The 13182-nt window shown below is 39.8% G+C and carries 12 protein-coding genes; 10 read left to right on the top strand and 2 right to left on the bottom strand.

The window, feature by feature from the left end:
- Positions 1-3: 3 nt before the first annotated feature.
- From KA713_13920 to KA713_13910, 3 genes are read left to right on the top strand one after another with little or no spacing between them, the layout of a single operon-like run.
- Complete coding sequence (locus KA713_13920) at positions 4-579, top strand: D-sedoheptulose 7-phosphate isomerase (GenBank protein ID UXE65563.1); 576 nt, start codon at positions 4-6, stop codon at positions 577-579.
- The gene (locus KA713_13915) at positions 576-1304 is read left to right on the top strand and encodes an NTP transferase domain-containing protein (GenBank protein ID UXE65562.1); all 729 of its coding nucleotides are present in this window, start codon (positions 576-578) and stop codon (positions 1302-1304) included. Before KA713_13920 ends, KA713_13915 begins: the two co-directional genes overlap by 4 nt.
- Positions 1297-1839, top strand: coding sequence for an HAD family hydrolase (locus tag KA713_13910; GenBank protein UXE65561.1), 543 nt, complete (start codon positions 1297-1299; stop codon positions 1837-1839). Before KA713_13915 ends, KA713_13910 begins: the two co-directional genes overlap by 8 nt.
- Here the strand turns inward: KA713_13910 and KA713_13905 are convergent, their stop codons facing one another.
- A complete protein-coding gene (locus tag KA713_13905) occupies positions 1840-3735 on the bottom strand; it encodes a hypothetical protein (protein UXE65560.1) in 1896 nt (631 codons plus the stop codon).
- 511 nt (positions 3736-4246) lie between these two features.
- On the opposite strand from KA713_13905, the gene KA713_13900 reads away from it, so the two are divergent.
- From KA713_13900 to KA713_13870, 7 genes are read left to right on the top strand one after another with little or no spacing between them, the layout of a single operon-like run.
- A complete protein-coding gene (locus tag KA713_13900) occupies positions 4247-5329 on the top strand; it encodes a transposase (protein UXE65559.1) in 1083 nt (360 codons plus the stop codon).
- A 46-nt stretch (positions 5330-5375) separates the two neighbouring features.
- On the top strand, positions 5376-6572 hold the full coding sequence (locus KA713_13895; GenBank protein UXE65558.1) for an O-antigen ligase family protein: 1197 nt from the start codon (positions 5376-5378) through the stop codon (positions 6570-6572).
- Between the two features lie 30 nt (positions 6573-6602).
- Entirely contained in the window at positions 6603-7928 is a 1326-nt protein-coding gene (locus KA713_13890) for an exopolysaccharide biosynthesis polyprenyl glycosylphosphotransferase (GenBank protein ID UXE65557.1), read from the top strand.
- Positions 7912-8994, top strand: coding sequence for an undecaprenyl/decaprenyl-phosphate alpha-N-acetylglucosaminyl 1-phosphate transferase (locus tag KA713_13885; protein ID UXE65556.1), 1083 nt, complete (start codon positions 7912-7914; stop codon positions 8992-8994). Before KA713_13890 ends, KA713_13885 begins: the two co-directional genes overlap by 17 nt.
- A gap of 9 nt (positions 8995-9003) precedes the next feature.
- Positions 9004-10038 carry a phenylalanine--tRNA ligase subunit alpha gene (gene pheS / locus KA713_13880; protein UXE65555.1) on the top strand — a complete coding sequence of 345 codons (1035 nt, stop codon included), beginning with the start codon at positions 9004-9006 and terminating at the stop codon, positions 10036-10038.
- Positions 10038-10895, top strand: coding sequence for a 3-hydroxybutyryl-CoA dehydrogenase (locus KA713_13875; GenBank protein ID UXE65554.1), 858 nt, complete (start codon positions 10038-10040; stop codon positions 10893-10895). The genes pheS and KA713_13875 overlap by 1 nt, the downstream gene beginning before the upstream one ends.
- The gene (locus KA713_13870) at positions 10885-11346 is read left to right on the top strand and encodes a hypothetical protein (GenBank protein ID UXE65553.1); all 462 of its coding nucleotides are present in this window, start codon (positions 10885-10887) and stop codon (positions 11344-11346) included. Before KA713_13875 ends, KA713_13870 begins: the two co-directional genes overlap by 11 nt.
- Before the next feature lie 51 nt (positions 11347-11397).
- Here the strand turns inward: KA713_13870 and KA713_13865 are convergent, their stop codons facing one another.
- A complete protein-coding gene (locus KA713_13865; protein UXE65552.1) occupies positions 11398-13182 on the bottom strand; it encodes an ABC transporter ATP-binding protein in 1785 nt (594 codons plus the stop codon).

Here is a 13182-nt window from a genome sequence, read left to right as displayed (position 1 = left end):
AATATGAAAGCGATTGAAGAAATTATCCAGGAATCGATAGCAGTAAAAACTGTCCTGGCATCTGACAAAAGAATAATAGAGGAAATAGGCAAAATTGTGAACGAAGTCATAAATGCTTTTAATCATGATAAAAAAGTCTTGTTTTGCGGAAATGGTGGAAGCGCTGCAGATGCTCAACATTTGGCAGCTGAATTTTCTGGCAGATTCTATTTTGATAGAAAGCCCCTTTATTCTGAGGCATTGCATGTCAACACGTCATTCTTAACTGCAGTCGGGAATGATTATAGCTATGACGATGTGTATTCCCGAATGATAACCGGTGTTGGAAGGAAGGGAGATATTTTGTTTGGGATATCAACATCCGGCAATTCAAAAAATGTGATTAATGCATTAAATAAAGCTAACGAACTCGGTATGATAACAATTGGATTTACTGGAAAGTCCGGTGGAAGGATGTCGAATATTTGCAAGTATCTCATTAATGTTCCTTCCACAGATACTCCAAGAATTCAGGAAAGCCACATTCTTGTTGGACACATTATTTGCGAGTATGTTGAAGCAACAATATTTAAGAAGTGAGACTAGGCGTTTTGATTCTCGCTGGGGGGCTTGGCACACGATTACGGCCTGTGGTTCAAGAGGTGCCTAAATCATTGGCACCAATCAAGGGTTTGCCCTTTTTGATTTATTTATTGGAATGGATCTATCAACAAAAAATCGTTGCAGAGGTCATTCTTTCAGTGGGTTACAAGGCGGATTTGATTGCAGCTCGGCTCGGATATAGTTATAAGAATATTATGATAAAGTACATACAGGAGGAGACTCCATTGGGTACAGGAGGAGCGATAAAGTATGCGTTACATGGATTTGGTGATTGTGAGAATTACCTAGTATTGAATGGAGACACATACGCGGCATTTGAGTTGTCGTCTTTTTTAAAATTTCATGAACAGAATCATTCAGACATAAGTATTGCTTCGTGCGAAATGACAAACTTTTCTAGGTATGGTTCGTTGTCTATTGATCATAGAAATTCGATTACAAAGTTTAACAAAAAAATGTTTGTCGAGAAAGGTTACATTAACTGTGGTGCTTATTTATTTACTTCAGGGTTTTATACAAATTTCATTAAGAAATATTCTTCCGATAAATTTTCTTTTGAAAAGGATATACTTGAAACTAGTAATGGATCATTTGGTTTAAAGGCTTATCGGTCAAATTTTTTTTTCATTGACATTGGGGTTCCGGAGGACTATGAAAGGGCACAAGTTGAATTTCCCGAGTTAATAGTAAAGAATGAATAGCTGGACATTATTCTTAGATCGAGATGGGGTTCTAAATAGGAAAATAGAAAATGGATATGTAACCAATCCAGACTCTTTAATCATTTTACCTGGAGCAATTGAGGCTGTAAACTTGCTTTCAGATTTTTTTCAAAGAATTTTTATAGTCACAAACCAGAGAGGGATTGCCAAGGGCTTATTCTCTCATCAAGATTTGTTAATGATTCACGAGAAGCTAACGAATAGCATAAGGCAAGGCGGTGGTAGAATTGACAGAATATTTTATTGTCCTCATAATAATTTTGAGTGCAATTGCAGAAAACCGGATGTTGGAATGGCATTGCAGGCTAAAAAAGAATTTCCCAATCTCCGGTTTGACCAAAGCATCATGATTGGCGACTCACACTCGGACATCCTCTTTGGTTCAAAACTAGGAATGAAGACAGTATTCATATCTGATAAGAAAAATGAATACTTTAAATCGGATTTTACATTCGTCTCTCTTCTTGAATTCGCGCATTCATTAAGGAATCTTAATTTGTTTCGATTTCAGTAATCAGTTTATAAGAATCTTCTCAAAAACATAGGTTGTCTTATTAAATACGAAGATTTGTTTGATGCCACTGACCTTAATCTTTTTTTTCAATTCTTCCATCGATTCAATTGGTTTGCAATCTGCCTTGTCAGCGTAAAAAATGTATCCATGCCCGATTAAATTCGGGCAATTGCAAGGCATTCCATCTATCATTGCAATGCCGGAAAGGGCGGGTATGATCATGGGCAGGTCATAACAGAACAGCATCCAATTTGGATTGACTTTTGAGAAATCTACCCAAAATAAGGTTGTTGTAGGATTACGAGCTTTCATAGGTATTTCTGAAAGATCAGCGTAAATGAGTGACTCATTCTTCTCTCGTAGTGGTAGAGAATCGAGTTCCTTTAGTTTTGTTAGGATTCTAAGGATAGGGTTACCCGTAATTGAGTCAACAATCAACTGTTTTGATTGAACCTGCCTAAGTAGTTTCACAGATTTAAGAAAATCTATTTTTGTCCATGCGATGGATTTATCGTGCGCCAATTCTGTCCTTGTTCGGAGGTTAATATTGACAATTCCATTAAGGTCTTTTTGGATAGAAATAAAAAAGAAACTGAAAACAACAACGAGTACCAAGCTTGATATTCCCACTACCTTCCATCGGATGGAAGGGTTTTTTATCTGAAAAAAATTTTCCTTTAAATATGCGGGAATAAAAAGTATACTCAGAAATGACTGAACAAATAGAAAATACATGTAATTGGGTAGATATAGCTTAAGCAACATAACAGGAATAAGACCCATAATTATTGATACCACTACCACCTCAATTCCTAGAGTCTCTTTTCGATGAAAGCTTTTTGAAAGTAATTTGAAGGACTTAATCTTTGAACACAATAGAAAGGCTAGAATCAAAAGAGTGACTTGATAGTACATGAGGGCAAAATCAAGAGGTTTGAATTCCATTTGGAAAAATGAAAATGGATCTAATCCGGTTGAATCAAGAGAAGGCTTTAAATGAGACCTTAGCCCCCATGGTAACGTTTCCAATGAATAAAATAGCACAAAAGCCACAGAGCAGAAATTTAATAGCAGAAAGCAAATGTTCCTGATTTTTAAGTATGCTTTCATCCGAATGAAGAGATAGGTTAGTATCCCTTCAAATATGTAAAAAGTCGAAATCTTCATGAAGCCAAGCATAATAATCGAAACTGGAATAACCAAGAATAGTAGAAAAATTCCAACAAATGAGTTTTCTTTTAGTTTCCAATAGGTCAACACAAGTGAAGCAGAATAGATGAAAAAAATGAGAGAAAAGGTGCTTGACTCAGAGACCAGAAAAGTTGTTCCTAGCCCCCCCCCCGCGTAATGGTGCCTAACAAGTTGAAGAAAATAGAAAATAAATACAAAAAATGATATTAGTCCTATTGGTGAAGAATTTGAATGGCTAACAACGTCCTTGATTCCTTTGATTGCAAGAAATGTTAATTGAAAAAAAACGGGAATTATAAGAATTGGATAGCCCATATTGTATAATTCCAATACAGGTACATCAATTAAGGAAGATAGACTTGCGAAAATAAAATGGCTTCCAAAATGATAATATGTAAAGGGAAGGCCATCTATTCCTGTTGAAGGAATATGGTATGTTTTTAGCATTTGAGATAAGGCAATGTGGTATAATGTATCGGTGCCATTCCAGCCTGCCCAGCCTAAGATTCCCGCGGCAGCACTTTCTAAAAATGTTGGATTTAGGGTCTGCTTAGACCAACAAACACCAATAACCCAGAGAGATAAAAGAGCGGTAAAGGCAAAATAGATTATTGTTCTTTTATTTTTATAACTTGTTAAGAGCAGATACAAATGACAAATTAGTAGAATGTAACCTATGTAAAAAAAGAACTGGGGAAGTTCCATTCCAAAAAAACCTAGAAGGGTAGCAAGAATTAAAACTGTCGTAATTATTATTATCGCATTTGTTTTTCTTGAACGCCCAATATAGGCTAGAACAATATCTTGTGTAGAAGGAAAGAAAATAATCAATAGGCTAAACCCAAGTACCCTGACTATATAATTGCTTTGATCGTTAAGACCGATTCGAAGCCATAAATATGCACACGAAGTGGAAAAACTTATAAAGGCAGCAAATAGTGATAAGTTTATTAGATATCTGGCGGGCTTTAAATTCATGCAGTTTTAAATTTGGGTGAAGTTACACATAACGTAAAAGATTAGCCCTCCAAATGTGCGGCTTTACAATATTTTTCTGCAAGTTAGTGTTCTATTCAAGAACAGCTTAAATGAAATAAGGAACTGCCTGCAAGACTGGTTACTAAAGTCCCCTTTTTTGCTACATAAATTTGTTTTTTTATTAACTGATGTTACGCACGAAGCTACTGAGAGTTGGTGGAAAATAGTAACTTGAGCCATGGACAAACACATCTTGGATATTCTGACCGATTACCAGATCAGTTCGTTTGGGAAGGTCACACACACCGAATTATCGCGAGCGCTGAAAGATAGCATCAGCCACGACAAGTTCACACGTTTTCTTTCTGGGGAGGATTTCACGGGCAAGCAACTCTGGGAATATGTGAAGCGCACCGTGCGGGAAGTTGAACAAGGGGATGCGATCATTGCCATGGATGATTCGGTGGCAGAGAAAGAATATAGCGATGAGAACGAGCTGGTCACCTGGCATTACGACCACAGCAAGGGGCGCAGCGTAAAGGGGATGAATATCCTGAGTGCCCTGTACTACAGCAAAGGGGTGAGCCTGCCCATCGGGATGGACCTGGTGCGCAAAACGGCCTGGGCCAAAGATGAAAAGACCGGGAGGGAGAAAAGGGTGAGCGAACGGACCAAGAACGAAATGTACCGGGATATCTTACGGCATGTGGCCGACAACCAAGTGAAATTCAAATGGGTGGTCAACGATGTGTGGTACGCCTCGGCAGAGAACATGGTGTTTGTCAAAGGAGGGCTGGACAAGGATTTTGTCATGCCCGTCAAGAACAACCGCAAGGTTGCCCTGACCTTGCCCGATAAAAACAGGGGCTGTTATGTAGGAGTCGAATCACTCAGCTTGGGACCGGGCATGCGCCAACAAGTCTACCTGGAGGGGGTTACCTTCCCCGTGCATTTGATCAAGGAGGTCTACGTAAACGAAGACAACAGCACGGCATCCCTGTATCTGGTCTGCAGCGATTTGACACAAACCTTTCAGCAGATAATCACGATCTATGAAAAACGATGGAAAGAGGAAGAGTATCACAAAAGTTTAAAATCAAATGTGGCATTGTGCGGTTCTCCAGCACACACAGTGCGCACACAGGCAAACCATGTCTTCACCTGCCTGATCGCTTTTATCAAACTGGAGAAAATGAAGGTCAACAAAAAACTTAACCATTTTGCCATGAAAGCAATCCTGTACACAAAGGCTATGGAAAAAGCCCTAACTGAACTCAAAAAACTAAAAGCTGGAACTCAACTCAAACTCAATTTTGCGTAACATCAGTTATTAAATTACAAAAAAGTTTTTTTTTAGAAATTCACCTATGAGAAACCGATTTTATAAATATCCATTTTATACCTTTTGTTTTACAATCCCTCTTTCCCAATTGGTCAGTTCGCGGTTATTGTTAGTTATGGCATTATTGAGCATCTTTTTGAGCATCAAGAATTTTCCCTTTTCAAGTTTTTTGTATCAATCATGGGATCTGCTGCTGTTCTTTTTGATTCTTGCAGGTGGCCTAATCTACTCGTCTGATATTGATCTAGGTGTAAGGCAACTAGAAACCAACTTAAGTTTAATTGGCCTACCCATTGCCATCACCTGCCTGCCTAATTTTTCAAAGCAGAGGCTCGATCAAGTTTTTTACTTTTTTGCAGTAGGGTTGTTGGCGGCCAGCTTTATATGTCTGGCAAGTGCCGTGGTTTCTTATACTCATACAGGTGACCTTCAAGCGTTTTTCTATGGTGCACTTACGCGGTCAATTGATCTCGATCCCACTTATTTCGCCTATTACCTAATCTTTGCTATCACCTACGGGCTTTATCTTTTGTATTATGAATTGCCTAAACGCTATACGATTTGGATGATCGGATTGGTGATTTTCTTTTTTTTAATTTTGATGCTCACAGGAGGGCAAACAGTTTTCATTAGCATGTTACTTATATTCTCATTTTTTATTTCCAAATACACTTTGGAGAAAAAATCAAAGAGAGAATCTGTTTCAGTTTCTCTAGTAACGATATTGTTGGTTTGCATGGTAGGGCTAACGATTGTATTCCAAGGTGGCGATCAGTTCCGCTCAATCAGCAACCAAAATGACTACTGGGAAAGAATGAGCCTTTGGGAATCCGCAATTCTTGCCAATTCAAATCCTTTGTTGGGTGTGGGCACTGGTGACTATAGCCTAGTCCTTAACGACTACTACCGAACTCACAATTTGACTAATTTTGCAATGGCAAATTTTAATTCCCATAATCAGTTTATTCAATCATACCTTTCAAATGGAATTATAGGACTGATAGGGCTTCTTATTATTTTGCTCCGACCTATTTATTTATCAGTAAAGAATCAAAACATGCTAGGCATTCTCTTGCTTTTCCCATTCATCGTGTATGGAGTAACAGAAGTTTTTTTGAGCCGTTATCAGGGGGTTATTTTTTTTGCTTTGGTACATCAGTTAATTGTATCCAATGCCTTGTCAACGAAAAGTATTTTTTCATTGGGAATTCAAAAATTCTAATTAACCTTGTGAAAATTCAAGACTGCCAAGATGCCACAACTGATTAGGCTTCTATTCATTATAGCAGATTTGCTTTTTCTGAATCTCTCCATTTACCTTTCTTATTTGACCCAATTTTCTAGGGGCGACCAAGTCAACGAGCTATACTTAATCATTTATTCAAATCTAGCTTGGTTTTTTCTTGTACTCGTGGCCAACCCCTATTCGGTTTCCAAATCATGGTCATTGACAAAGATTTTTAAGAGCCAATTTGTTTTTCTATTTATTCATCTATCGGTAGTGGTTTCATTGATTTTTTTCTTCAGGCGCAGCTATTCTATACAGCAGATTGCAATTGTGTACGTTATTTTTATACCCTGCTTTTATCTATTCAAATTTTTTGTTTTATACCTTAGGAAGATACAATCAAAAGAGATTGTTAGGGATTTTATATTAATTGGAAGGAACGAAATTTCTTATGACGTAAGAAAATACTACCTGCGGAACCCAGATGAAAAATTGAGGTTTCTTAGGTATTTTGATTTTAATGCCGATTACTTCTTTGTTGAAGAGATTGAACAATTTTGCGAAGAGAATGACGTTCACATGATTTTTTGTTGTATTCCAAATGTTAGTGAAACCCAATTGAACAGGCTCGTAAACTTTGGATTGGATTCGCTGATTAATGTCAAAATTGTAATGGATGCCAAAGCCACTCGCGCCATACAAATAGATGATCAAAAAAATTTACAGGATATTGCCGTTATACCTCTTGATGAGTCGATAAATCAGCTCTTGAAAAGAACCTTTGATCTAGCTTTCACAATTTTGTTTTGTATCATTGTTTTATCATGGTTAGTTCCCCTTATAGCATTATTGATAAAGTTAGATTCACGGGGCCCTGTTTTCTTTGTTCAACAGCGAAATGGCGAGAAAAGCATTCCTTTCGGCTGCATTAAATTCAGAACCATGGTGGTAAATCAAGAAGCAGATTTAACTCAAGCTACAAAGGGAGATAGCCGCATCACTCAAATCGGAAAGTTTTTACGTAAAAGTAGCATAGACGAATTCCCTCAATTTATTAATGTTTTGATTGGAGATATGTCATTGATTGGTCCTCGGCCGCACATGCTAAAGCACAACGAACAATATAGCAAATTAATCGAAAATTTTTTGGGAAGGCATTACATTAAACCTGGCATCACCGGACTTGCTCAATGCATGGGCTACCGAGGCGAAACCAAAAACTTATCTGATATGGAAAACCGAGTGCGATTAGACCGTTACTATATTGAAAATTGGTCTTTTTGGCTTGATATTAAGATCGTTTTCTTGACGGTAGTAAGCTTGATACGAGGAAGTGATAAGGCATTTTAACTACCTTGCTACTAATTTCAAATATTCTTTTATCATCCGACTTCTTCTTTATACAGCCATTTCGTTCTTAATCTCCTTTTTGGTGATGCCTGTGCTCATCAAAATTCTGAGTCAGTGGAAGCTTTATGACTCTCCGGGCAATCACAAAATTCATTCGGACTTCAAACCTTCCATGGGCGGAGTGGCGATTTTTCTCGGGGCAATATTCGCTCTATTAATGTCTCTTTCCTTGACTGATTGGGGAGCACAAAAATATTTTTTTATTTCCATTTCAGTTATGTTTATAATTGGCTTGCGCGATGATGTGCTGGCACTTACGCCAAAGCAAAAATTATACAGTCAATTTTTGCCTGTTTTGTTGCTGGTTTTTTTAGATAACGTAACCCTCAACTCAACCTATGGCCTGATCGATCTGCCATTTGTGCCCACATGGGTCATTTGGTTCATCAGTATTTTAACCTTGATTATTCTTACCAATGCCTATAATTTAATTGATGGAGTAGATGGTTTAGCCGGCTCGATTGGGATGGTTGGTTTGATTTTTTTCGGGCTTTGGTTTTATGCCATTGATAATATGGTGTTCAGTTTGGTAGCGATGACATTTGCTGGGGCAATACTGGGTTTTTTGTTTTTTAATTGGCAGCCCTCCAAAATTTTTATGGGCGATACGGGCGCTTTAATGATTGGCTTCTTGCTTTCGTTCATGGCTATTCAATTCATCAATGCCAATTTTCAATTGCCAGTGGGGCATGCGGCCAAATTTGAGTCGTCAGTCTCCACCGCCCTCTGTGTGGTGATTATACCAGTTTTCGATACACTGCGTGTCATCATTTTGAGGGTGCGAAAAATGCAATCTCCTTTCAAGGCAGATCGCAACCATTTGCATCACCAATTGTTGAACCTAAACTTCTCACATCACAAGACGGTCATCGTTTTGGTAACCATCAACCTCTTCTTTATTCTGTTGGCCTACCTGTTGAGAAACCAATCCGATAAGTTAATTTTGCCATTGGTTATTGGTATTTGCCTGATTATTAATTTTATTGTCAAGAAGGCTCAGCGCTGAGCATTGAATATGGAAGAAAAAGTAAAGGAGATACAACAAGAGGTAGAAGCCTTTTTGGTGAAGTCGAAAGATGATTTGGAAAACTTTCGGTTGAAGTTCATTAGCAAAAAGGGAGCGGTTTCAAACTTGTTTGATGATTTGAAAACAGCTCTTCCAGAGGAGAAAAAAAAACTGGGTAAAGTATTGAACGACCTCAAGCAACTAGCGGAGGCAAAATTCAAATCGTGGCAGGAAGCAATTGATAATACATCAACTTCCTCTGGTGAAGCGATTGATCTTTCATTGCCCATCGTTCCCAACAAAACAGGCAATCTGCATCCGCTCAATTTAACGCGTTATCGAATTATCGAAATCTTTGAGCGTCTTGGTTTTAATGTAAGCGATGGCCCCGAAGTGGAAGACGATTGGCATAATTTCTCTGCCTTAAATTTCCCCGCCAACCACCCCGCCCGCGAAATGCAGGACACTTTTTTTGTTGAGAAATCTACAGAAGAAAACTCCGACATGCTGCTACGTACTCACACCTCCAATGTGCAGATACGTTTAATGGAAAACCAAAAACCTCCCATCCGATCGATCATGCCAGGGCGGGTGTATCGCAACGAAGCTATTTCAGCACGCGCACATTGCTTCTTCCACCAAGTAGAGGGTTTGTATGTCGATAAGAATGTCAGCTTTCGCGATTTAAAACAGACCTTGTATCATTTTGCCAAAGAAATGTTTGGGCAAGAAACCAAAATACGTTTGCGCCCGTCTTTCTTTCCTTTCACAGAGCCGAGTGCCGAGATTGACATCTCGTGCTTGATTTGCCATGGCAAAGGGTGCAACGTGTGTAAGTACAGCGGCTGGGTAGAAATTGCGGGTTCTGGAATGGTGCACCCCAATGTGTTGCGTCATGTAAACATCGACCCTGAAGAATTTACAGGCTTTGCTTTTGGTATGGGCATAGAGCGCATCACCATGTTGCGCTACAGCATTAACGACCTTCGGTTGTTTTCAGAAAATGATGTTCGCTTTTTGAAGCAGTTTAGCTCCGTACTCTAATGTTGCCCGAAATAAAATCGGTGGCAGTGATAGGTGCAGGAACGATGGGCCAAGGAATTGCCCAAGTAAGTGCCGCTGCTGGTTACACAACTAAGTTGTATGATTTGGATGAAACACTTTCCTTCAAGGCACTGGAGTCTATCAAAGCTAACCTAAGTCAGTTGGTGAGTAAGAACAAAATTTCAGCAGACAGCAAAGTAGCCACACTGTCAAGATTATCGGTAGAAAAAAATAGTATATCATTGAAAGCCGATGTGGTTATCGAAGCAGTAGTAGAGAAGTTGGCGGCAAAACAAAACTTGTTTTTAGAATTAGAGAAGATAAATGAAGGCAAGGCTATATTGGCTACCAACACATCGTCCATACCCATCACCCAAATCGCGGCTGTTTTGCAAAACCCAAGCCTATGCCTGGGCTTGCATTTTTTTAACCCTGCACCGGTGATGAAATTGGTGGAAGTAATTATGGGCGAGGCCACTTCCCAAGAAGTTGCCGGAAAAATGAGAACCTTTTCGCTGTCACTTGGAAAAAATCCAGTAATGGTAAAAGATTCTCCTGGCTTTATCGTTAACCGGGTGGCGCGGCACTACTATGTGGAGGCATTGAAATTATTGGAAGAAGGTGTGGCCACCCATGCGCAAATTGACGCGCTTTTGCGAAGTGCTGGTTTTAAAATGGGGCCTTTTGAATTGATGGATTTGATTGGAGTGGATGTGAATTTGGCCGTGACCACTTCACTGTATGATTCGTTCAACCAAGCGCATCGGTTTAAACCGAATCCTATTCAACAGCGGAAAGTGAAGGACGGTGATTTAGGAAAAAAAACAGGAAAAGGATTTTATGAGTATGCGAAATAAAAAGGCTTCTAGTTACGAGTCGCGAGACTCCAGTCCCTACCGTTTCCTTTGGGCTCGCGGCTTGTGGCTCATAGCTTTCTTACTAATTTTCAGTCTATCAGCCCACGCACAAGCCTCGTTCCCACCTATAACCATCAACCTTAACTTTCCTCAATACCAACGATTAAAATTAGACGGTGGATATCAATATATTCAAGACGCTGGGCTCAGTGGCATCATTCTATATCGCGAAAGCGAAGAAAAATACATTGCCTATGAGAGGCGATGCTCGGTCGATGACGATATGCCCGTGGTGGTAGATGGCTCGGGTTTATTTATGAAAGGGTGTGAGTCCACCTTTAGTTTTTCAGATGGTTACCCCACTAGTGGCTCAGTACGCAATCCCTTGCTCAAATATCGGGTATCCTTGAATGGCCAGAACTTGACGATTACAGATGAAGTGGTTTTTTAATTAATAAGTAGTAAATCCGTCCAGCTTTTTACTGCTAATTACCTAATTTTTTTAACTAACCACTTCCGCCTGCATCTGTTTTTCATACAGCTCTTTGTAAACACCGTCACGGGTCAGTAATTGCTCGTGGGTGCCTTCTTCCACCACTTGTCCATCGTGCAGCACAATAATTTTATTGGCCAGCTTGGCAGACGATACCCGGTGCGAAATAATGATGCTTGTCCTTCCCTGCATGATTTTCTTCATGCTGTTCAAAATTGTGTTTTCGGTTTTGGTATCCACAGCAGAAAGGGCATCGTCTAGAATCAAAATCTTGGGTTCGCGAGCTATGGCACGTGCAATGGACACCCGTTGTTTTTGTCCGCCCGATAAGGTAATGCCCCGCTCGCCCACGCGTGTAGCAAACGTGCTGGGAAAACTCATAATGTTGTCATAAACATCTGCATCTTTGGCGGCTTGCAATACCTTTTCTTCGTTCGGCTCTTTCAATCCAAAAGCAATGTTGTTGAAAATGGTATCACTAAAAAGAAAAACATCTTGCGGCACTATGCCCAATTGACTTCTCAGCGTGGTTAGATTGTATTGCTTCACTGCGATGTCGTCAATCCGTACTTCACCTTCTGTCACATCATACAAACGGGCAATCATATTGGAGATCGTGCTTTTGCCAGAGCCGGTGGTTCCGATAATCGCTAGCGACTCGCCTGGGTTGATGCTGAACGAAATATTTTTGAGAGCCCTAATGCCCGTGTCGGGGTAAGTGAATGAAACATTATCAAATTCAATTTTGCCGACCAGCACTCGCTTCAAATCTTTTTCAGAAATAATATCGGTTTGAGTTTTCAGAAATTCATTGATGCGTTTTTGTGAAGCCTCGGCCCGCTGCACCAAGCTGCTGGTCCACCCCAGTGAAGTCACCGGCCAGGTGAGTAAATTTACGTAAATGATAAACTCAGCAATGTTGCCAAACGTGAGTGAGCCGTTGATTACCTCCACACTGCCGGCATATACTGTAAACACAGTGCTTAAGCCGATCAACCCCATAATCAACGGAAAGAACAAGGCTTGAACCTTTGTCAGCTTTAGCGACTGGCGTTTGTATTCGTTGCTTTCTTTTGTAAAATTTTCTACCGACTCTAACTCACGTGTAAAAGATTTGATGACGCGAATGCCCGAGAAGGCCTCCTGCACAAACGTGCTCAGGCGCGATTGACTTTTTTGAATCAACTCTGAACGGTGCTCAATGATGTTGTTCACATAAAAAATGCTGACGGATAAAATTGGCAAGGGCAACAAGGCATAGATGGTAAGCTTTACGCTGATGCTGAACATGATCGGAATCAACATCAAAAACAACGTGATCAAGGTAAGCCCGTACATGATAGACGGCCCTAGGTACATCCGCACTCTATTCACATCTTCGCTGATGCGGTTCATCAAATCGCCCGTATTGTTTTTTCGGTAAAAGCTAAGTGGAAGTGCTTGGTAATGTTCAAAGATTTCGTTTTTCAAATCATACTCCACATGCCGACTCATCACAATCAACGTTTGACGAACGAGGTATAGGAAAAAGCCGCGCAGCAGTGCCATCCCCAAAATGAGTAAGGCATAAATCAATATACCCTTGGCAAAAACGTTAAAGAAGTTTTGTTGCGATAAACTGTTATCAAACGAGCGGTAGATGCGAATGTTGTCCATCACTAAATCAATGGAGTAGCGTACCATTTGCGCAGGCAGAATCTGAAATACATTTGAGATGATCACCCACAGCAACCCTAAGATCAACAACTTGCGGTATTTGTAAAGGTATTTATTGAGGTAGCGAAGTTCTTTCAT

The organism is Chryseotalea sp. WA131a (genome assembly GCA_025370075.1).
Taxonomy (GTDB): Bacteria; Bacteroidota; Bacteroidia; order Cytophagales; family Cyclobacteriaceae; genus ELB16-189.
Note: the sequence above shows the minus strand (reverse complement) of the source record. Positions and strands in the feature narration are given on the sequence as shown.